The sequence below is a fragment of the Hyphomicrobium sp. 01T421 genome, from assembly GCF_056398805.1.
The window spans coordinates 152,082-171,779 of record NZ_JBFTQC010000005.1; the positions used below are offsets into that span (position 1 = coordinate 152,082).

Annotated in this window: 21 protein-coding genes; 12 read left to right on the top strand and 9 right to left on the bottom strand. The window is 57.8% G+C overall.

The annotated features are described in order from the left end of the window. Positions 1-30 precede the first annotated feature (30 nt). Positions 31-876 carry a universal stress protein gene (locus AC1DK3_RS20820; RefSeq protein ID WP_477194147.1) on the top strand — a complete coding sequence of 282 codons (846 nt, stop codon included), beginning with the start codon at positions 31-33 and terminating at the stop codon, positions 874-876. Positions 877-956: 80 nt separating this feature from the next. Continuing rightward, complete coding sequence (locus AC1DK3_RS20825) at positions 957-1,313, top strand: c-type cytochrome (protein ID WP_477194148.1); 357 nt, start codon at positions 957-959, stop codon at positions 1,311-1,313. A 34-nt stretch (positions 1,314-1,347) separates the two neighbouring features. On the opposite strand, the gene AC1DK3_RS20830 is transcribed toward AC1DK3_RS20825, so the two are convergent. After that, positions 1,348-2,412, bottom strand: coding sequence for an ABC transporter ATP-binding protein (locus AC1DK3_RS20830; RefSeq protein WP_477194149.1), 1,065 nt, complete (start codon positions 2,410-2,412; stop codon positions 1,348-1,350). 41 nt (positions 2,413-2,453) lie between these two features. After that, positions 2,454-3,758, bottom strand: coding sequence for an ABC transporter substrate-binding protein (locus AC1DK3_RS20835; protein WP_477194150.1), 1,305 nt, complete (start codon positions 3,756-3,758; stop codon positions 2,454-2,456). A gap of 127 nt (positions 3,759-3,885) precedes the next feature. Here AC1DK3_RS20835 and AC1DK3_RS20840 point away from each other — a divergent pair, with 127 nt between their 5' ends. The 7 genes from AC1DK3_RS20840 (at position 3,886) to AC1DK3_RS20870 (ending at position 10,084) form a co-directional block, all read left to right on the top strand. Beyond that, positions 3,886-4,659, top strand: a complete 774-nt coding sequence (locus AC1DK3_RS20840; protein WP_477194151.1) for a DeoR/GlpR family DNA-binding transcription regulator — start codon at positions 3,886-3,888, stop codon at positions 4,657-4,659. A 4-nt stretch (positions 4,660-4,663) separates the two neighbouring features. Beyond that, positions 4,664-5,548, top strand: coding sequence for a carbohydrate ABC transporter permease (locus AC1DK3_RS20845; RefSeq protein WP_477194152.1), 885 nt, complete (start codon positions 4,664-4,666; stop codon positions 5,546-5,548). Further along, positions 5,538-6,368: a carbohydrate ABC transporter permease gene (locus tag AC1DK3_RS20850; RefSeq protein ID WP_477194153.1), complete on the top strand. Its 831-nt coding sequence runs from the start codon at positions 5,538-5,540 to the stop codon at positions 6,366-6,368. Before AC1DK3_RS20845 ends, AC1DK3_RS20850 begins: the two co-directional genes overlap by 11 nt. Beyond that, the gene (locus tag AC1DK3_RS20855) at positions 6,365-7,177 is read left to right on the top strand and encodes a phosphotransferase (protein ID WP_477194154.1); all 813 of its coding nucleotides are present in this window, start codon (positions 6,365-6,367) and stop codon (positions 7,175-7,177) included. Before AC1DK3_RS20850 ends, AC1DK3_RS20855 begins: the two co-directional genes overlap by 4 nt. After that, positions 7,174-8,553 (top strand): FAD-dependent oxidoreductase, encoded by a 1,380-nt coding sequence (locus tag AC1DK3_RS20860; protein WP_477194155.1) that lies wholly within the window; start codon positions 7,174-7,176, stop codon positions 8,551-8,553. The genes AC1DK3_RS20855 and AC1DK3_RS20860 overlap by 4 nt, the downstream gene beginning before the upstream one ends. Further along, positions 8,550-9,680 (top strand): NAD(P)/FAD-dependent oxidoreductase, encoded by a 1,131-nt coding sequence (locus tag AC1DK3_RS20865; protein ID WP_477194156.1) that lies wholly within the window; start codon positions 8,550-8,552, stop codon positions 9,678-9,680. Before AC1DK3_RS20860 ends, AC1DK3_RS20865 begins: the two co-directional genes overlap by 4 nt. Positions 9,681-9,817: 137 nt before the next feature. Next, complete coding sequence (locus AC1DK3_RS20870; RefSeq protein WP_477194157.1) at positions 9,818-10,084, top strand: phosphopantetheine-binding protein; 267 nt, start codon at positions 9,818-9,820, stop codon at positions 10,082-10,084. A gap of 7 nt (positions 10,085-10,091) precedes the next feature. Here the strand turns inward: AC1DK3_RS20870 and AC1DK3_RS20875 are convergent, their stop codons facing one another. Continuing rightward, positions 10,092-11,027 carry a cytochrome P450 family protein gene (locus tag AC1DK3_RS20875; RefSeq protein ID WP_477194158.1) on the bottom strand — a complete coding sequence of 312 codons (936 nt, stop codon included), beginning with the start codon at positions 11,025-11,027 and terminating at the stop codon, positions 10,092-10,094. Between the two features lie 124 nt (positions 11,028-11,151). On the opposite strand from AC1DK3_RS20875, the gene AC1DK3_RS20880 reads away from it, so the two are divergent. Together AC1DK3_RS20880 and AC1DK3_RS20885 are read left to right on the top strand one after the other, a co-directional pair. Beyond that, entirely contained in the window at positions 11,152-12,363 is a 1,212-nt protein-coding gene (locus AC1DK3_RS20880; protein WP_477194159.1) for a hypothetical protein, read from the top strand. A gap of 6 nt (positions 12,364-12,369) precedes the next feature. Next, entirely contained in the window at positions 12,370-13,245 is an 876-nt protein-coding gene (locus tag AC1DK3_RS20885) for a hypothetical protein (RefSeq protein ID WP_477194160.1), read from the top strand. On the opposite strand, the gene AC1DK3_RS20890 is transcribed toward AC1DK3_RS20885, so the two are convergent. The 6 genes from AC1DK3_RS20890 to AC1DK3_RS20915 form a co-directional block, all read right to left on the bottom strand. Further along, positions 13,242-14,921: an FAD-dependent oxidoreductase gene (locus tag AC1DK3_RS20890; RefSeq protein ID WP_477194161.1), complete on the bottom strand. Its 1,680-nt coding sequence runs from the start codon at positions 14,919-14,921 to the stop codon at positions 13,242-13,244. The genes AC1DK3_RS20885 and AC1DK3_RS20890 overlap by 4 nt on opposite strands. A 70-nt stretch (positions 14,922-14,991) precedes the next feature. Next, complete coding sequence (locus AC1DK3_RS20895) at positions 14,992-16,011, bottom strand: alpha/beta fold hydrolase (protein WP_477194162.1); 1,020 nt, start codon at positions 16,009-16,011, stop codon at positions 14,992-14,994. 4 nt (positions 16,012-16,015) lie between these two features. Next, on the bottom strand, positions 16,016-16,819 hold the full coding sequence (locus AC1DK3_RS20900; protein ID WP_477194163.1) for an anti-sigma factor family protein: 804 nt from the start codon (positions 16,817-16,819) through the stop codon (positions 16,016-16,018). After that, the gene (locus AC1DK3_RS20905) at positions 16,816-17,388 is read right to left on the bottom strand and encodes a sigma-70 family RNA polymerase sigma factor (protein WP_477194164.1); all 573 of its coding nucleotides are present in this window, start codon (positions 17,386-17,388) and stop codon (positions 16,816-16,818) included. Before AC1DK3_RS20905 ends, AC1DK3_RS20900 begins: the two co-directional genes overlap by 4 nt. Further along, complete coding sequence (locus AC1DK3_RS20910) at positions 17,388-17,771, bottom strand: c-type cytochrome (RefSeq protein WP_477194165.1); 384 nt, start codon at positions 17,769-17,771, stop codon at positions 17,388-17,390. The genes AC1DK3_RS20905 and AC1DK3_RS20910 overlap by 1 nt, the downstream gene beginning before the upstream one ends. A gap of 4 nt (positions 17,772-17,775) precedes the next feature. Continuing rightward, positions 17,776-18,720, bottom strand: coding sequence for a metallophosphoesterase family protein (locus AC1DK3_RS20915; protein WP_477194166.1), 945 nt, complete (start codon positions 18,718-18,720; stop codon positions 17,776-17,778). 408 nt (positions 18,721-19,128) lie between these two features. Here AC1DK3_RS20915 and AC1DK3_RS20920 point away from each other — a divergent pair, with 408 nt between their 5' ends. Then, positions 19,129-19,686, top strand: a complete 558-nt coding sequence (locus AC1DK3_RS20920; protein WP_477194167.1) for a cytochrome P460 family protein — start codon at positions 19,129-19,131, stop codon at positions 19,684-19,686. Positions 19,687-19,698 lie beyond the last annotated feature (12 nt).

Genomic DNA, 19,698 nt, shown 5'->3' on the forward strand with positions numbered 1-19,698 from the left:
CCGAAGAATTACGAGCTGGAGTTTTCGCCCATGCAATACCGCACGATTCTGCTGCACTTGAACGACGAAAAGCGCGTCACACACCTTATAAGAACGGCCACCGCTTTATCGCGAAGTGGCGGAGCGCATGTCATCGGCCTTTACGTGATGCCGTCAGCTTCTCCTCCGCCTGATCTCGTTGGCCCATTCGCAGTGACGTGGATGGAAGATCAGCTCGCCAGCTATCGTGAGCAAGAACGGCGTATCAGGCTTGTCTTCGATGCCAAGATCAATGAGGCGAGCAACATAACGCACGAGTGGCGAACAGACGATTCGAGCTTCGATGCCAACGTTGCAGATGCCGTCATCGATCATGCACGCACCGTCGATTTGGTCATCGTCAGTCAGGCAGGGCAAAATCCCTGGATTGACGACGTGCCGGAACGCGTCGCGCTCGAAAGCGGCCGGCCCACCCTGGTCGTTCCGCAGGAAGGTGATTTTGAGCAAATAGGCAAAGACGTCACCATCGCCTGGAAGCCGACCAAAGAAGCGGCACGCGCTGCGTTCGATGCATTGCCGATTCTGATAGACGCTGAGCGCGTTCGCATTTTGACCGTGACGGAGAACGGCGACTCCCAGTCTGACGGAAGCAACCGAACATCAAGCGATGAACTGGCTTCCTCGCTGTTGCGCCATGGCATTCATGCTGAGACCGAAACGGTTACCCAGGATGATCTGTCCGTCTCCAATCGGCTTCTGGTGCATACGCGTCGCACGTATCAAGACCTCATTGTCATGGGTGTCTACGGTCATTCCAGATTTCGAGAATTCATTTTGGGCGGCGTCTCGCGAGACGTCCTGCAACATACAAAGGTGCCGGTGTTACTTTCCCATTAGCGCACATTTGAGCGCTAGAAAATTCGACACAACCAGTTGTTCTTCCGGCTCACGCATATCTCATTTCGATGGGTGAAAGCATGACGAGAAAAGTCTTTCGTGGGACAAAGTCATATTACGTGCTTGCGATGACTGTGGCGCTCCTTACGCCGATAGAGGCGCGCGCGGCGGAGCCCGGCAACCCGAACGTAGGGCGCACATTCGCGTTGGATCATTGTGCCGAATGCCACGCCGTCAACGAAAATGAGGTGCTATCACCGAATGCCGGCGCGCCCAGTTTCACGAGCGTCGCGAACACATCGGGAATGACGGGCCTCGCGCTTTCGGCGTGGCTCGATACCGCCCACCCGACGATGCCGAACTTCATCCTTTCAAAGCAAGACCGCGATGACGTGATTGCCTACATCATAAGCTTGAAGCGCAAAGCATCCCAGTGATGGCTTACGCGCATCGCCCCGCTTGTCGCGCACATCAATCGAAACGTGCGCCGGCCTCATTGAAATAGCAGACGTCTTCAAGCGGAAAGCAAACGTCGATCGCCTGCCCGGGCTCCAAGTTGTTGTCCCGCCACTCGGTCAAGGCGACGATCCTGCTGCCGGCTGTCTCGAGGTCGACCATCATGGATGCACCGAGCGGCTGGAGCGATAGGATTTTCGCTGTGAATGCGAAGCCGCTAGCCGATCTGGAGCCGAGGCGCACGTTCTCTGGTCTGCATCCGACCAACGCGGCGCGTCCGGCAGATCGAAGAACGTGTTCGCTGCGGCCGGAAAAATCCTGCCCAATGATAGGCTGTCCAATTTCCGCTGCCGGCACGAGGTTCATGCCGGGGCTTCCGACGAAGCCAGCGACGAACGTGTTCGCCGGCTTCTTGTAGACCTCCTTCGCCGTCCCGATCTGCTGGATGACCCCCTCGTGCATGACGACGATGCGCTGCGCCATCGTCATCGCCTCCACCTGATCGTGGGTCACGTAGACGATTGTCTTGCGGACGTCCGCATGAAACCGGATCAGTTCCGAGCGCACGCCTTCGCGCATGTTCGCGTCGAGATTTGATAACGGCTCGTCGAACAGAAAAATGCGTGGCTCACGGATGATTGCGCGGCCCAGCGCCACGCGTTGGCGCTGCCCACCGGACAATTGCTTCGGCTTCCGCTGGAGCAACGCGGTGAGCCCGAGCAAGGCCGCGACCTTCTTGACTTTAGCGTCGACGACGCCGGAAGCCTCGCCGCGGACCTTGAGCGGAAATCCCAAATTGTGCGCGACGCTGAGATGGGGATAGAGCGCATAGCTCTGGAACACCATCGCAACGTCGCGTTCGCTGGCGCGCGTGTGCGTCACGTCCTGTCCGGATATGACGATTTCACCGCTCGTTACCTCCTCGAGTCCGGCAATGATCCGCATCAGAGTTGTCTTGCCGCAACCCGACGGTCCGAGCAGCACAGTGAATTCGCCGCTTCGGATCGTAAGATCGAGTTCAGGCAGGACGACCAAATCGCCGAAGCGCTTGGTGACCTTGCGGAGGACAATGTCGGTCATGGAGGTATCTTGATACATGCGCTATCCGATTTTCTGGGCGCTCACTTCTGATACTTGAGCTGCTTCAGCAAATCATCGAGGCCACCGTGCGCGGCGTTCATCGCCTCTTCCGAATTCTTTTTGCCGACCCATGCCGCGGAGATCTGATCGTAGACAGTCCGTTGCATCTCGACGTATTCCGCGAGATCGGCCGTCAGAGGCAGAAGTACCTCGGCACTCTTGATAGGCGCCAGGAACGGATAGCGCTGGAGCCACTTCGCATTGTCGTAGACTTGCGTGCGGTAGGCTCCGGGCGCACCGTTTTCCAGCATGATCTCCTGACCTTCGTCGCTCGTGACGAAGCTGATGAACTGGTAAGCGAGATCCGGTTCCTGAGCCTTGGCGCTGATGGCAATCTGGAATCCGCCGAAGTAGTCGCGGCGCGGGCCATCGAGCGTCTCGCGCGGAGGCAACGCATAACCCGCCTTGCCAACAACCTTGCTGGTGGCCGGAGTTTCGATGTCTGAGAAGAAGGAGTACCAATTGATGTGCATGGCCGCTTGGCCCTGCGCAAAGGCATTGATGGCCTCGGCGTAACCCATCGCAGCAGCACCGGGTGCCGTGTAAGGCTTTATCTCGAGCCAACGGTCGAGTGCCTTTTTGCCATTACCCTCGTGCGCGACCGTCGACTTGAAATCCTTGTCCCACACGAACTGGTTGGCGTTCGGCGGCATTTTCAGTCCGGCCAAACGGACCGTCCACTCCGAATAGGCGCCGTCTTGCTCGGCTGGCATGGTAGCGACGCCGTAAACTTCAGACTGTGGCGCGTTGAGCTTGGCGGCATAGTCCCGGAATTCGTCCCATGTTTTTGGCGCCTCGGTGAGGCCCGCTTTTTCAAGCAGATCTTTCCGGTAGCCGAGCACCTCGATGAAGAAATCGACCGGCGCCGCATAGTGTTTGCCGTCAAAGACGTTGTAGCTATCGACAATGCCCGGGAAGAACCCGTTCCAATCGATTTTCGTCGAGGCCTTCGCCTCCAGCGGCTCGAAGGGCTGCACCCAATTGTTCTTCACGAAGATCGGCAGCCAGATGCAGTCCAGCACCATGATGTCGTATTCGTCGGAGCCGGCAGTGCCGAGCAACACTTCTTTGTTATAGGCATCGGCGTATGGCAGCTGATCGATCTTCACTTCAATTCCGGTGCGCTGCTTGAAAACGTCGGCAGCCGCCTTCATCGCCGATCCATACGCTTCGCCCGTCGCGATAACGCGGATCTCTTTCGCGTCGGCAGAATTCAGCGGCGAAAACGCGAGAACGCCCGCCAGTGCCGTCACTGCCAGTTCGATGCCCACCCGATTCCACATCATGGTCTTTCAGTCCTCCGTTGCCGAAATCTGCGCCCCGAGACGAGAGACTAATGGCAATCAATCACAAAACGCAATAGAATGATTGTTAGTGATTGACTTCTTGGCATTGGGTGAGCGACTTTTCATCATGAGATGCGACAAGCGAAATCCCTCCGGACGACGCGCAGAACTCCTTCGACTGATGCTGGCTCGTGAAACCGTATCGGTGGAGGAGCTTTGCGTAATCCTGTCCGCGTCGCCAGCCACGATACGTCGCGATCTCGCAGCCCTTGAAGCCGATGGCGCGCTGTCACGAACCCACGGCGGCGCGGCGCTTCAAGACGTGCGCATGGCCGACCAGGATTTTGCCCAGCGCGAATTGCAGGACGTCGAGGAAAAGCAGCGCATCGCTGAGGCCGTTGTCCGCCTCATCCCGCCCAAAAGCACGGTCTTTATGAATGATGGCTCCACGATCATGGCGGTCGCAAGAGCAATCGTGTCCGCGGGAACTGAATTGTTCGTGGCGACGCCGGCTGTCAACGTTGCGACGAAGCTCGCAGAAAATCGCGCCGTCACCTCATGTTTGCTCGGCGGCTTCGTCCGAACGACGTCGCTCGCCACAAGCGGTCACTTCACCGAAGCGATGACGGCTCAAATCAACGCAGACTTCGCCATCATCTCTGCGGACGCCGTGAGCGTCGAATGTGGATTGGCATTTGCCGATCCACACGACGCGGGGCTCGCGCAGAAAATGATGAGCCAGTCCAAAACGACGATCGTCGTGGCGACGGCTCGCAAACTGAATGCCCGCGAGCGCGTAACGGCAGTTCCGTTGTCAAAAATTTCAAAACTCATCACCGGACCATCGGCATCAGTTCGCGAACTGGTCGCCGCCGGACTGCGCGTCATCGAGGCCAAGTAACGCCATGTCCAGGCCAGCAATCAAACGATCCAACGACGCGTGGAAAGGAATGGCGTTCTTGGCGCCAGCGCTCCTTTTCATTACCGCGCTCACCATCTACCCGCTCGTCTATTCTCTGTGGGCAAGCTTCACCGATCTGCGGCTGACAAGTCCCGTCTGGCGCTATGTCGGGTTTGAGACGTACTGGCTCTCGCTCACGAACGATATCTTTCGACACTCACTTGCCGTCACTGCCGTCTTTCTTGTCACGGCGGTAGGATTGGAGTTTGTCGTCGGCTTTGCACTCGCGCTGTCGTTCAAGCAAATGCGCGGCCAGCACCCGATCATGCGCGCGCTGCTGATGCTTCCCGTCATGGCAACGCCCGTGAGTGTCGGCCTCATTTGGAAGTTGATGCTCAACAGCGATTTCGGCATCATCGTTCATGGGGGTTCGGCGCTTGGGCTTGGCGACGTGCACTGGCTCTCGGACACGACGATGGCGGTCGTCTCCATCATTGTAATGGACGTCTGGCAATGGACGCCCTTCATGTTCCTGATCCTTTTGGCGGGTCTCGAAGGGCTCCCCGCAGATTTGTTCGAAGCCGCCGAGATCGACGGAGCAAAACGCCGGCACGTACTCTTCGGCATCACGCTCCCCTTGATGGCTCCGATCATAGCCGTCGCCTTGGTATTCCGTCTGATGTTCGCGATCGCGACCTTCGACAGCGTATTCGTGCTGACCAAAGGCGGCCCCGCCCTGTCGACGGACCTCATCACACTCTTCATCCAGCGCGAAGGACTTATGAACCTCAACGTTGCATCTGCGTCGGCCGCTTCCTTCTTGGTTCTGATCATCGCGTTTGTCGTGATCAGGGTTCTGTTCAAGAAAGGCTTCGCCGGTGCGCACTAAAAGTAAGCTCGGTGCCGAGTGGCTGATGATTGCAGCCAACGTTATGCTCGTGGCGTTGTTTCTATTCCCGCTCGCATGGATGGTTCTGGGCTCGTTCAAATCCGATGCCGATCTGCTATCTCCAAGCCCGGTCTGGTTCTTCAGTCCCACCTTGGATCACTGGCGATTCATCCTGGCCAACTGGGCTGTCGAACGCCATCTCGCCAACAGTGTCATTATCAGCGTGGCAACCACGCTCCTCACGTTGGCACTCGCGCTGCCAGCAGCATACGGGCTCTCTCGCTTCCCTGTCTGGCGCAAGGATGCGATCACTTACAATCTGCTCAGCCTCAAGATGATCCCGCCGATCGCATCGATCGTGCCGTTGTTCGTCCTCCTGAGACAGGTCGGATTGTACGACACGTATCTGGTCCTGATCCTTCTCAACACGTCGTTTCAACTGCCTTTCGCCATCTTGGTCATGAAGTCGTTCGTCGACGAAATCCCCCGCGAGATAGACGAAGCGGCAAGTGTCGACGGATGCAGCCCGTTTGGCATTCTTTGGCGCACGATCCTGCCGCTATCGGTTTCAGGGCTCGTCTGCATCGGCCTGTTCGTCTTCATATTTACTTGGAACGAATTCCTGATCGCGAACACGATGGTTGGCGGCAAGCTGCGGCCCCTGCCGCCGGTGGTCGGGCTGGCCCTCACCCATCGCGGCATTCTCTGGGGCCCCGCACTGGCGCTCGGCACCGTCGTCCTGGTTCCCGTCTTCTTTCTTGCATTCTCCCTGTCGCGATACATGGCGCGCGGTCTGACTTTTGGCGCGGTGAAGGGATGAGCGAAATCGAAATGTTGCAAGCGCTGCCGCTCTGGTCGGCACCGCCACGTATTGTGCCTATTACGGGAGGCCGCACGAACCGGAACTTCGCGGTTCACGACGGCGAACGCTCTTACTTTGCGCGCATCGGCGAAGACTTGCCGCATCACCGGATCGACCGGCAGGTAGAACGCGAGGCCGTGACGCTTGCGGCTGCCGCAGAGATAACGCCGCCACTCGTCTATGCGCGCGATGGGCTGCTCGTAACTGGCTTCATCGACGGTACGACGCTCCACAAACACCAAATCGAGGATCGTCATCTCGTGGCGATCGCGGCACTGTTGCGTCGCCTGCACCAGATTCCCGCGGAACGCCTGCCAGCGTTCTCTCCGAGGGACGCCGCTCTGCTTTATCTGGATATGCTTCCAGATTCTTGCCTCGCAATCGATCGCCGGCACCTCGCAACGAGGCTTACGGCGATGCCAGCAGGCGAACCGCTTTGCCTCGTCCACGCCGATCTGATCCCCGAAAACTTCATCGAGAGCGCCGGCGTCCTGCAAGTCGTCGACTGGGAATACGCAGGCCGCGGCGCGCCTGAAACGGATCTTGCATCTGTCATCGCGAATTTTGACCTCGATGACCGCCAAACCTCAACACTCCTGGGCGCCTATGGCTCCTATTCACTCGATCTACTGGCTGCAATGCGCGAAGCTTCGATCATACGCGAATATCTTTGGTGCCTCGTTCAGGCGCGGCACACGGACGAGTTGGGAGATTTGATCGAGTACACGAGCCTTTGCCGGCAGCGCCTGCTGGAGATCGGACGATGACATCCGACTTCGACATCGTTGTGATCGGCGCAGGAGTCGTCGGCACCGCCATCGCGCGCGATCTTTCGCGATTTAAGCTCAAGGTCGCATTACTCGAAGCGCGACCGGATTTCGGCGATGAATCGAGCAAAGGCAACTCGGCGCTGATGACGTCGGGCATAGAGATTGCGCCCGATAGTCTGGAGTATCGCTTGGTTCAGCGGGGCTATGCCCGCTATCTCGAGGAAGCACCGGCTCTAGGTTTGCCGATGCGCAAAGTCGGCGCTCTGACCCTTGCATGGAGCGATGAGCAGTGCGCGATCCTCGAAGAAGAGTTCGAGCGCGTTCGCGCGCTTGGGCACCAGGATTTTCACAGGCTGGAGTCCGCCGAGATCTACGGCCGCTGGCCGAATTTTGGCCCGGGGATTCGTATGGCCCTGTGGGCACCCGAAGAAGGAATCGCCGATCCGTTCTCGACCCCCTACGCCTATGTCCTGGACGCGGTCACGAACGGCGTCGAGTTCCGTCATTCATGGCCGGTTCAATCGGTCGATCGTCTTCAGAATGGCTGGGCTCTGCATAGTGCGGACAGGGATGTCGTTCGCACGAGGCTGGTGATCAACGCGTCGGGCCTCCGTGCCGACATCGTCGAAGCGCTGGCGGGGTACAATGACTTTGAGATGCGCCCCCGGCGTGGCCAATACCTGGTGCTCGATAAGGCCGCCCGCGCAATTCACGACGTGATCGCAATGCCGACGCCCACTCCAAAGGGTCGCGGCATCCTCATCTCTCCAACAATTTTCGGCAACGTCATCGTCGGGCCGACAGCCGAGGACGTGGACGATCGCGACGACCGCGCAACGACTGTTGACGGTATAAAGCTCCTCAAGGAAGCGATGGCGATCATGGTCCCGGGCCTCACAGCCATCCCGGTAAACACGGCTTATGCCGGCATGCGACCAGCCACGAACTACAGCGACTATCGGATCATTCCGCGCTTCGATCACGACTGGCTCACGGTGGCGGGTATTCGCTCGACTGGCTTTTCCGGCGCGCTCGGCATCGCCGAGCATGTCATCGGCCTAATCGTTCCGCACGTCTTCGATGCCAGACCGAAAGGCAGTCTCAGTCCCGTCAGCGTGCCCGACTTGTCGGAACCGTCCAACCGATTGCTGAAGAACGGCGAGCGCAGCGGCGCCGATCCTGCCTACGCCGAGATGCTCTGCCACTGCGAGTGTATCAGCGTAGGCGAGGTCCGCGATGCCCTCGCGTCTCCCGTCCCGCCGCAGACGATCAAAGGATTGAAGCGGCGCACCCGCGCAATGTTTGGCAGATGCCAGGGCTTTTACTGCGGAGCACGCGTGCAAGCGATGTTCGACGAAAGATCGAAGCCATGACGGCGGCAATTGGAAATCCGCGCGTCTTGATTGTCGGAGCCGGGCCTGCAGGCTTGGCGGCCGCGGCTGAACTGACCCGTTCCAGCGTAAGCGACGTGCTCGTTATCGATCGCGATGACAGCCCGGGCGGCTTGCCGCGTTTCTGTCACCACGCGGGCTTCGGGCTTGAGTATGCCCGCTGGCCATATTCCGGCCCGTCGTTCGCAAAGAAAATGCTGGACCAGCTGCAAGGCACGCCTGTGCGGATCAGCATGGGCACAACGTTACTCTCGCTTGAGAACGGGCCGGTATGCGAGGTGATTGGGCCCGAGTTCGGGTATGCCCGACTGGAGCCACAGGTCGTCATTGTCGCCACCGGCATCCGCGAAGCCAATCGAGGCAACCGCGTCGTGCCTGGTGTACGGCCGCCGCAAGGCATCCTGACGACCGGCCTGCTCCAGCAATTGGTACATCGAAACGTCAGGCTGCCATCGTCTCTGCGCCGTCTCGTCGTTGTCGGAACAGAGCACGTGTCCTTTTCCGCTATTCTGACGGCACGGCACGCCGGCATCCGCGTCGTTGCGTTGGTTGGCGCCGAGGAACGTGTGCAATCCTACTCGGCTGCGGGATGGCTTGCCCGGGCGCTCGGGATCAGCATTCATTTAAGAAGCGAGATCGCTGCAATCGTCGGCACCAGTGAACGCGTCGAATCTGTGAGGGTTCAGCAAAGCGGTGTCACACGCGACATTGCCTGCGACGGCGTCCTCTTCTCAGCCGGTTGGATCCCCGAAACGGTCGCGATCGCAAAGGGGCCAATGTTGATTGACTCGATGACCAAAGGGCCGGTCGTCGATCAGGCCATGCGCACGAGCATTCCAGGTGTTTTCGCCGCCGGAAACGTTCTCCGTGGGGTCGAGACGAGCGGCTTCGCGGCCCTCGAAGGCAAGCGTGCCGGAGCCATGGCTGCACTGGCTATTGCAGGGAAAATCCCGAGCGAACAGGCCTGCGAAACGAGAGAGATCGCCGCGTCGCGGGTTCCGCAGCATTGGGACACTTCACTCTCCGATCCGCGAGAGCTTTCGCAACGCTGGCGGCCAGCCAGATTCCGAGATGCCTACGAGCGGCAAACCCTCACGAAATCGGCGTAAGCGAAAGCTTCGCTCGGAAAGCCTGTGCAAATCCAACCCCGGCACTGCGGTTCTCCCGCAGTGTTGCATGATTGCCCTTGTCTGCAACCCTAGCATAAATCACTGCTACGGGCTCCGATCAAACTCAGTGGTGGCAGATGAACCCAGACATAATCTCTGTAGTCATCGACAAATTGCAGAAGTTGAGCCCCGAAAAGGCTTCAGACTTAACCGTGCAGAACGCGCAATTCAAAACGCTACAATCACTGGATCTCGACAGCCTCGATACGTTGCAGTTGGCGATGGACATCGAGGACGCGCTTGGGATGAGCATAGAGATCGTAAACTTCCCAGATACGTTGACGATCGCACAGCTTTCTGAACACCTCTTCGAGATGAAAGCCGGGCTCCTCCAACCAGCGTAGATTTGCTTCAGGTCAGCGCAATATGAATTTGCGCTGGCATCAGAAATGGGTCGTTGTGAGGACTCATCGTGATGGCAAGAGGTTCCGCCCTCAGATCACTTCGAGAAAACGTTTCAACCAAAAGCCCCCATACTTTTTCCGAAATCGACTTTCCCAAACAGGTGTGCGCTCCGAATCCAAACAGAGCATGCATGTTCTCCTCGTTTGAATAGTCTGCACTCTGCGTAAAGCACCTGACCCGCTCGCCCGGAAGAAACTCGGACTTGGCGACCTCCCTCTCTCTACCGCAAATTCGGTCCACGTAACGAAGCGAGCTTGACGGATAGAGTTGCGGCCAAGCGATATCGCACATCCGAGCTTTAGGGTTCGATTTGAAGATCTCATAAAGCGACAAGCTCAATGTTCCGACAAAAGGCCTCGCTCCAAGCGCTGCGAGACAGAGAAGGATAAGCCGATCATCCACTTCTTCCGGATGTGCGCTTAGATAATCTCCGATTTTATCGCTAATCCGGATTCTCTCCCGTATCGATAGTACAGGACTAAAGAGCGCGGGAATCTCATCGACAAGGTCCAAAGCCTCGTTGTGCGGCGGCACAATTGAGGCCGAAATTGCCCGCCACAGCGGTTGAGAAAAGTCCCCGACCAATTCCAGTTGCGTATTTTGCCGGAAAACCCGCTCGAATAGGATGGCCAGCATCTCCCGGCTGGCAGCAAATTGGCAAACCTTCGTTTTCGAGATCTGCTTGGCCATTGCCTTGCGGATTCTCTGATGAACGTCGCCATCGATAAAAACCGGCAACCAATCGAGCAATCTAATGGCAGACGAAAAATCAAGTTTCGTCCGCTCCGCCAGCTCGCGATAGCGATTTGCCATGGAGTAGGTGCCGAAATCTGGAGACAGGATAATCGCCTTCGCAATGGCTGCGTCCTGCACAGACTTCATATCCTGATTTCCCCAAGTCCGTTTGAATTTTGGGCAAGATAGCGAAGGAGTATGCGAAGTAAACCGGATAACATAGGACCGCGTCACTCGCGCAAATATTCTCTGTTCGCAAAACGTCCTTCAAATGATCAACAATCAATATCCTATCGATGTCAAAGTCATCGAAACATATAACGGGGCCCTGTTGAAAAGCCGGGTCGGTGAAATCCACGTAACGACAAGTCTTCCCGAAAAACGCAACCGCGAAGCGATGACTGACTTTGCGGCATGGTATTTCCTTCCTGTTGGCATGCGGCTCAACACGGCTCTTCGCATCGAGGGGCGCGGCACTCCCGAGACGGTCGCGAATTTTCGTAGGATTAGCGAGATTTGGCAGTCGTGGCTACCCGGCCATCTCTACGCGACTCACGTGAGCTTCGCCGAACTGAGCTCGAGGCAAACGGAAGTTTCATATCAAAATTCGGGTCGCGATCTTCTCTATTTCTCCGGAGGGCTCGACGCCGCCTATACCGCACTTGCACGCCTTAGGGATGGCCGCCAACAGGACCTTCTGACGATTCACGGCATGGATTACAAACTGAGCGACAAGGCGGGTTTCGAGGCGCTGCTCGGCAAGACACGGGCATTCGCGGAAGAGCTTTCCGACACGCGCATCGTGGTCAAGTCGGATGCCTATGCGCTTTACAACAAGTTGAAAGTCAATTTAAAGCGGCATCATTTGAGTCATGTTTTTGCGTTGTCCGGAGCAGGTTTTTTTCACTCCGGCACCTACCAAAATCTCATCCTCGCGGCCGACGAGCGCCTTGATGGACAGTTTCTGCATTTTCCGTGGGGAACGAACTCGGCAACCGATCATCTCTTTGACGACGGGCGGACGAAGCTGATCACAGCAGACGACGATTTAACGCGAAGTGAAAAGTTGGAATTGATCTTGAACTCCAAGACAGCGCTGAACTCGCTTGCCTTCTGCTGGAACAGGAAGATACAGCCAGAAAATTGCGGGGATTGCCGGAAATGCCTCCTGACAAAGATGCTCTTTTTGGCAGCCACGGGTTCAGTCCCCGGTATCTTCCAGGACCAATCGATCCCGTCCGACTGGGCGACGCGCCTTCGCTATCGGGAGACCGCCGGCTTTCACGCGGTTCAAGAGATTTTTAATTCCGCACTGGCACTCGGACATGCTCGCACGATCCCGAACTTTACCCAGGCGTACCAGGAAGTGTTCGGATTTTATCGTCGGCTGAGAGACCTTCAAGAGTCGAAGTTCGTCACCTATAGTAAGAGGTGGATGGGATCGGCCCTGAACAACTTGGCATCAATTGGAAAGGACGTTTAGGACGCGATGAAGTCTCGCAAGAAGGTCAAAACTGATTTGAAGCACCTGCTATTTGTTGGCCAAAATATTCGCGTTTTCGCATTCTTGATGCGCTACCGCCGCACGCCGGGCGGCGAACTTTTCAAAGAGGCGTGGAAAATGCTCGACAAGAACAGCTCCGCCTCAGTCGTCAATAACTACAGGAAAATTCCATCCCGCAATATTCGGCACTACGATTTTCGGCAGATCTTCAAACGTTTTTTTCCAAACTTCGCACCAGAAATCTCCCTTTGTGATCGCGACATCATCAATGACCTTCGCTCGCGCCCATCGATAATTGCGACCATCCATTCAAAAGGCGAATATGCGATTCTCGCGGCCTTGGACCGGGCTGGCTTAAGAACAGCGATGATCACCGCATCGCGAATGAACGCGGCTAGGGTAGCCGGCTACCGCTTTCAAAACCCGCCTCTCAACTTATTGAGAACGTCCTCAACCTTCGTCGACGCTCGCGCAGCGCTGCGAGAAGGCTACACGTTGCTGTGCGACGTCGATTATGTGCCGAACAGGAAGAGCCCGGACGCAGATCGCTACATCTCTACATCTCTCTTCGATTTTCAGCAGCGCGTGAAAGCGCAACTGTTCTTCGCTCACATGCGCATCGGTGCGGAGGGAGAAATGGAGTGTGTCATCGAACGCGCACCTGGCAGCGGCAATTCCGATGGCTCCCCGGTCCTGACCGCCAACAATTTCATTGCATTCGTCGATAGGATTCAAGAGATGCCGTCGAAACTCAAGGTGGGCGATTGGTCGACGCACATGGGCCCAAAGTCCGGAAGCCACCAGCACCGTGCGGTCTCGGCTTCTGTCTCCAAGCAGGCTCGCTCCGAGCGAACGAGTTAGACGATAGCAGGGCGCGCATGATTGACCGAGGCAAGATAGGTATGAAGCGCGGCAACAACCTGCGCTCCCTCGCCGACTCCCGCCGCCACGCGTTTGATTGAGCCTGCGCGAACATCGCCTATGGCGAACACTCCGGCAACGCTCGTTTCCAATTGGCTGGGGCCATCGCCGGCAGCTGCACCGGTTAGAACAAATCCCTTCGGATCGAGGCGTACGCCAGACCCCGACAGCCAATCCGACTCTGGGTCGGCGCCGATAAAGAGAAAGAGATGATGTATTTCGCGGCGAACGTCTTCCCCTTTTGCCGTTCTCCAATGGATCGCATCGAGAACACCATCGCGTCCTTCGAGACGCGTAACCTCTGCCTGCGTCTGCACTTCAACGTTTGCAAGACCACGAATACGTTCCACCAAATATTGGGACATGCTCGTGGAGATGTCGCCACCACGCGCGAGCAGCCAGACTTTGGCGGCCCGGCTCGCTAAGTAAACCACGGCTTGCCCCGCCGAATTTCCGGCGCCGACCAAAACGACTTCCTGTTTGGAACAAAGCCGGCCTTCAACGGGCGACGCCCAGTAATGGACACCGCTCCCCTCGAACTCGTCGACATTCTCCACGTCCAGGTGCCGGTACCGAACTCCGCCAGCGAGAACAACGGCGCGCGCGGTGACCCGCTCGCCATCTTTCATCGCTAGAATGAAGCCGCGTTGATCCGGGTCGCTACTGGATTCCAGCCCCACGACTTGGGTCGGAATTGCAAATTCGGCGCCGAACTTCTGCGCCTGATTGTAGGCGCGTGCCATCAACGCCATCCCCGTAATGCCGGTCGGAAAGCCGAGATAGTTTTCGATGCGGGCCGAGGCACCTGCCTGCCCGCCAAACGATCGGCAATCGAGCACGATAACCGACAATCCCTCCGAGGCTGCGTAAACAGCGGCCGCCATTCCCGCGGGCCCGGCGCCAACAACAGCCACATCGTAAACACGCATTGCATCGATGGGCCCCACAAGTCCGATGCAACGAGCAAGCGCCGTCTCGGACGGATTTTGAAGAAGTTGGCCGCCAGGACAGAGAACGATCGGCAGCGTGTCTCCCTCCACATGGAATCGTTCGATAAGAGCGCGCGCCTCGGCATCGGTCGCGGGATCGAGCCACAGATGGGGGTGACCATTGCGCCCCAGAAAATTCTGGAGACGCAGCACATCGCTGTTGTCGGCGGGCCCGACAATAACGGGACCTCCTCCACCGGTCTCAAGCAAGCCGACGCGGCGCAAGATAAGCGCCCGCATAATGCGCTCGCCGAGCTCGGCTTCCGCGATGAGCAATGCCTGAAGTTTCTGAGGCCCGACAATCAGCGCCTCGACTTCGTTCTTTGCGCGCGCATCGACCAAAGATGGCCGGCCGGAGAGCTGAGCAAGCTCGCCCAAGAACGACCCCGGCCCATGCATGACAATCGGTACACGGTGACCGTTCGTATCATGCTGCGTGACGTCAACTTTGCCGCTCAGGATGACCGCCAAACCGGCGCTGACTTTTCCGATTTCCGCGAGGGCATCACCTGTGTTGAACGACTTGAGATTGCCGAACCGGCGGAGACGGTCGATCTCCTGGGGCGCCAGCTCAGGAAACATCTGCTCGCGTCGCTTTGCAATGATAGACTGCGTTTCTGATGACATCCCTACTCGCACTCCCACGTCTCGTCGAAATGACCGTCACGGGCTTGTCCAACTGACCGCCCGGACAAAACTACAGAGCACCCAGCTTTTGCCTGGCGAGGAACGTGCGCATCAAAGCCCCTATCTGGTCTACCGCCTCGTCAAGCGCGAAGTGTCCGGCATCGAGGATGTGGATCTCCGCATCGGGCACATCTTGCGCGTACGCCGTCGCCCCTGCAACCGCGAATGAAGGATCGTATTTGCCCCACACGACCAGCATGGGTGGCTTATATTGGCGCAGCCACGCCTGCCAGCGCGAATATGAGGCCACGTTGTTCCGGTAATCATAAAATAGATCGGCCTGAATCTCGGCTTGGCCGGGCCGCGACAGCGCCGCGAATTCCTCAGCCCAGATGTCAGGATTGTAGCGCTCGATGTGGGGACTCGTTCCGACATGGCGTTGCTTGCAGGCATCGAGCGACGTGAAGCTCGAGATGAAAACCGCCTCATGCGCCGCACGGTTCTTCCAATAGGCCTTTCGATCCTCCCATATCGGTCCAAGCCCCACTTCATGCGCCACGGCATTCTGGACGATCATCGCTTGAACGCGTTCCGGGTGAGCGACAGCAAGCCGGAAACCGACGGGGCCGCCATAATCCTGCATGAATAAGACGTACTTCTTAAGGCCCAGCGCCACGATGAAATCCTCAATGACACCGGCTTCATGATCAAAAGTGTAGGCGAAGGCCGATGCCGGCGGAGCATCGCTTTGCCCGAAGCCGGGATAATCCGGTGCAACGATGTGATAACGATCGGCGAGCAATGGAATAAGCGTATCGAACATCCGCGACGAAGATGGAAACCCATGCAAGAGCAGCAAGGTCGGTGCATGACGCGGACCGGCTTCGCGATAGAAGATCTTCACGCCATCCACCGCGAGCGTTTGATAGGTCGTAGTTGCCGAGGTCGAGGGCGAAGACAAGGGCTGAGCCTGGGTTCCGTTGCCAGCAAGGATGAACGTAGCTGCGACCGCAACAAGCGATCGCTTTAGTATCGTCAGAATTCCATCGATGTCCGGCATCGCCAACAGCAATTTTTGAATAATCTCCAATCGATCAGCTACCGGGCGTCGCCTCGCGCCAACGCGAGACGAATTCACGAAGTTCGGGTTCCGGCAAATCCGACACGGCAAAATACTCGAAATCCCGGCCGAACCAGCGGATCACGGAGTATCCGTCCATGGTCGTCTGCAGCGCCGGAGCGGTGCTCGACATTTGCCCCGCACGCGGTACCGCCACTACACTGATGATGTGGGCGCGACGCTGGTAGACGAGAACGGGCACGGGCTTTCCGTCAACGATTTCCACGCGCCCGCCAGCAAGCGGAAAGCCCGCTCCGGCCAAATCGACGACCTGGGGCGAAAGGGCGAGCTTGCTGTCGAACCATGGCTTGACGGTATGCCTGTCGCTCGATGCGATATCGAAGGGCTGAGCCGCCAATAACGCGCGCTGATGATCGGCAACAATGGCCGCAATTTCGTTCGCACCGGAATTCTGACGCAGAACTCCATACATCCCGCCAGCCGTGATGGCGGCAGCGACGACGGCAGCGGCAGCCATTTGACGCCAATCGTATGTTCGAGATGGCCGCGACGGCAGCGCGACGACAACATCCCGCGACGGCTCGGCAATCGCCGCGATACGCCGCTTGAAGTCATCCGATGCGCGCTGCGTTGTGAGATGAGACGCCAGCGTGCTGCGCAATTCGGCGATCCGGTCGTGCTCGGCCCGAAGAGCTGGATCAGCCGCCAGACGCCGCTCGACGTCCAATGCCGAAGCCCCGTCGAGTTCGTCATCGAGATAAGCATTCAACAGAATGAGGGACTCTTCCCGGGAAGACCATGACGAAGGCTTGATCATGCTGCGCCAGCCTTTCCCTCAACCGTCATGCCGATGCGTTGAATAAGCGAACTCCTCGCGCGCGCCAATCGCGACATCACGGTGCCGACCGGTATGGATAAGGCCTTCGCTATCTCCCGATAACTCAGATCTTCGATCTCTCTCAGAACCAGAACCTCGCGATAGCCGAGCGGCAATGCCGCGATAGCGTTCTCCAATTGCGCGGCATCGGCTTTCCTTATCAAAATCGCTTCGGGCGATGCCTGTGGTTCAGCCATCTCAAGCCCAGCCTGTTCTAAAAGTCCCGCGTCATCCGTTGTCGTGATGGACTTCGGCCGGTTCTTTGCCATCCAGCTGAAAGCAGTGTTGCGAACAATGGCGAGAAGCCAAGCCCGCGCGTTGGCGTTTTGGACCGAGGCGATGGCGCCGAAAGCCCTGAGACAAGCCTCTTGAACGACATCTTCGGCATCGGTGGCACTCCCTGTCAGCCAACGCGCGAGAGACAACGCATCGTCGACGTACGGGAGCACCGCCTCGCTAAATCGTTGCCGTTCGTCCATCACGCCTCGCATGATTGCGCCGTCTGGCACTACTTCGCCCGTTCCTTCAAATACTCGATAACGTCGGCTCGATCTTGGGCGGCATCGAGGTGAAAGAACATTTTCGAGCCCGGCGCGAGTTTTTGCGGATCCGTAAGCCATCGGTCGAGGCTGTCTTGATCCCATGTAATACCCGATTTCTTGAGGGGAGCGGAATAGCTGTAATCGGGAACCGAACCAGCCTTTCTGCCGAATACGCCCCGATGTTTCGGGCCGACATCGTTCGTGTCGAGCGAATGACAGTCCTGGCAGCTTTGGTAAATTTGCTCGCCGTGAGCGGCATCTGCGGCCGCGCCAGCGGTGGGCATCAGGAAGATCATTCCCATTGCGGCGCCAGCGAACCCCGCCGCCGCGCGTATCATTTGGAGCTTCATCGCACTACTCCGCCAATGACGTATCGGTTATCGCGAGCGGCGAGTCCGTTCTCTTAAAGGCGACGTTGGTTATCCCGAGCACGCTGCGGAGCTTCTCCGCCGGCACGACCATTGGGCCCGGCGAAGGTGCCGTTCCTGGCGCCGGCTGCGGAAACGCCGTCGAGCGCGCAGTATGGAACGTGATGTTTCCTTCGACTTTCTGCATCAGCTGATGAATGTGGCCATTGAGGACGGTCACCGACCCGAAGCGCTTGAGGTAACCAAGTGCGATCGCGGCATCATCGGTACCCCATCCCCAGTTCGGATAAACGGACCAGAGCGGGATGTGCGCAAAAATGACTATCGGCGTCGACGACTTGAGCGGACGAAGATCGTCCTCGAGCCATTCGAGCTGCTCGTTGCCGAGATATCCGAGGCCGAATTGCTTCAAGTTCACGACGTTGTTCAAGCCAATGAAGTGCACGCCGTTGTCGTCGAAACAGTACCAGCCTCCGCCTTTCGTGCCCTTGCCGTACCGTTCGAGATAGGCTTTCTCGGTTGCTTCGTCCGTGATGTCGTGTTCGCCGGGCACGTAATGCACATCGACGCCTGTGCCGCCGATAACTTGGTTTGCGAGGTCAAATTCCGAGGGCTTGGCACTGTGGGTGATGTCGCCCGTATGCAGCATAAACGTCGGCTTCACGGGCAGCGCATCGATCCGGCCAATCGCCTCCTTGAGCGTATCGAGCGCGTGCGGATTGGCAGGCTTGTTGAACCCAACATGACTGTCGGAAATCTGAAGGAACGTGAAACCACTCGTCGCAGCTGCAGCGGCCTCGGCGGCATCAAGCAGCGATAACGATGTCGGAACACCGCCCGCAACCGTCCAAAGTACACCCGTCCCCGCCCAGATCATGCATTCCAGCGCATGCCGCCGGCTTACGCCCTCGTCGTCCTTGCTGTCGCTCATGACTATACCTTTCCAAAGGTCCGCGACTTGGCGGATCGAAAGGGTAGACTCGAAGGACGAGCCGTTTATTCCCAAGCGGGTCCAAAAAAAATTAGGGCTGCCACTGCTCGCGGGTGGGAAGCGGCAAATTTAGAACAACTCCGCACGCAAACAATGTTCCGGCAAGGCCGCGTTACCCAAGCCTGCGCCATTGAGGTAGCCAATTTCAAAAATAAAGTGAATGCAGCAATTTCGATCCATCGCACAGACGGTTGGCCTATGGATTCTGACGTCACGGAATGACAGAGTGGCAGCTATGAGCGGCCGGATAATCGTCTTCGGTGCGGCGAACCTCACCAAATCAACCGCTCAACGCACGCATTCTCAATCACCAGCGCCGGAACGTCACTGACTTCGAAGGGGTAATCCATGCATGTAAGTCAATCGTTGCCGATCGCGATCCTCGCGGCTTCTCTAACACTCGTCGGCGGGCTGGCGATTGCCGCCCACGATAAGTATACGGTGAGCGTCCCCAACGGGCTCGCGTTCTCCGAGTTCAGAGGATACGAAGATTGGGCCGCCGTCTCCGTCAGTCACACGGAAGGTGCTATTGCTGTCATCCTAGCCAACCCCGTAATGATCGAGGCCYACAAGGCCGGAATTCCCGAAAACGGCAAGCCATTCCCTGACGGCTCCAAGATCGCGAAAATCCATTGGAAGCCGGAAAAGAGTACGGAAGCCCCCGGTCCGACGACGGTGGGTGGCGCCCAGCAAAACGTTGACTTCATCGAGAAGGATAGCAAGCGCTTCGCCGATAGCGGCGGATGGGGATACGCCGCGTTTATATACGACGCCAAATCTGATGCTTTCACACCCGCGACCGTCGATGATCAGCCGCCACAGGAGAACGACGCCAAGTGCGGCTTTGCCTGCCATACGATCGTTTCAGCGAAAGATTACATCTTCACGGCATACGGAAAACGCTGACAGGGCTCAGCC

What these genes read in the sequence shown, in the direction of transcription:
- AC1DK3_RS20820 (WP_477194147.1), top strand. Translation starts at nt 31, where the DNA reads ATGCAATACCGCACGATTCTGCTGCACTTGAACGACGAAAAGCGCGTC.
- AC1DK3_RS20825 (WP_477194148.1), top strand. Translation starts at nt 957, where the DNA reads ATGACGAGAAAAGTCTTTCGTGGGACAAAGTCATATTACGTGCTTGCG.
- AC1DK3_RS20830 (WP_477194149.1), bottom strand. Translation starts at nt 2,412, where the DNA reads ATGACCGACATTGTCCTCCGCAAGGTCACCAAGCGCTTCGGCGATTTG.
- AC1DK3_RS20835 (WP_477194150.1), bottom strand. Translation starts at nt 3,758, where the DNA reads ATGATGTGGAATCGGGTGGGCATCGAACTGGCAGTGACGGCACTGGCG.
- AC1DK3_RS20840 (WP_477194151.1), top strand. Translation starts at nt 3,886, where the DNA reads ATGAGATGCGACAAGCGAAATCCCTCCGGACGACGCGCAGAACTCCTT.
- AC1DK3_RS20845 (WP_477194152.1), top strand. Translation starts at nt 4,664, where the DNA reads ATGTCCAGGCCAGCAATCAAACGATCCAACGACGCGTGGAAAGGAATG.
- AC1DK3_RS20855 (WP_477194154.1), top strand. Translation starts at nt 6,365, where the DNA reads ATGAGCGAAATCGAAATGTTGCAAGCGCTGCCGCTCTGGTCGGCACCG.
- AC1DK3_RS20860 (WP_477194155.1), top strand. Translation starts at nt 7,174, where the DNA reads ATGACATCCGACTTCGACATCGTTGTGATCGGCGCAGGAGTCGTCGGC.
- AC1DK3_RS20865 (WP_477194156.1), top strand. Translation starts at nt 8,550, where the DNA reads ATGACGGCGGCAATTGGAAATCCGCGCGTCTTGATTGTCGGAGCCGGG.
- AC1DK3_RS20870 (WP_477194157.1), top strand. Translation starts at nt 9,818, where the DNA reads ATGAACCCAGACATAATCTCTGTAGTCATCGACAAATTGCAGAAGTTG.
- AC1DK3_RS20875 (WP_477194158.1), bottom strand. Translation starts at nt 11,027, where the DNA reads ATGAAGTCTGTGCAGGACGCAGCCATTGCGAAGGCGATTATCCTGTCT.
- AC1DK3_RS20880 (WP_477194159.1), top strand. Translation starts at nt 11,152, where the DNA reads ATGATCAACAATCAATATCCTATCGATGTCAAAGTCATCGAAACATAT.
- AC1DK3_RS20885 (WP_477194160.1), top strand. Translation starts at nt 12,370, where the DNA reads ATGAAGTCTCGCAAGAAGGTCAAAACTGATTTGAAGCACCTGCTATTT.
- AC1DK3_RS20890 (WP_477194161.1), bottom strand. Translation starts at nt 14,921, where the DNA reads ATGTCATCAGAAACGCAGTCTATCATTGCAAAGCGACGCGAGCAGATG.
- AC1DK3_RS20900 (WP_477194163.1), bottom strand. Translation starts at nt 16,819, where the DNA reads ATGATCAAGCCTTCGTCATGGTCTTCCCGGGAAGAGTCCCTCATTCTG.
- AC1DK3_RS20910 (WP_477194165.1), bottom strand. Translation starts at nt 17,771, where the DNA reads ATGAAGCTCCAAATGATACGCGCGGCGGCGGGGTTCGCTGGCGCCGCA.
- AC1DK3_RS20915 (WP_477194166.1), bottom strand. Translation starts at nt 18,720, where the DNA reads ATGAGCGACAGCAAGGACGACGAGGGCGTAAGCCGGCGGCATGCGCTG.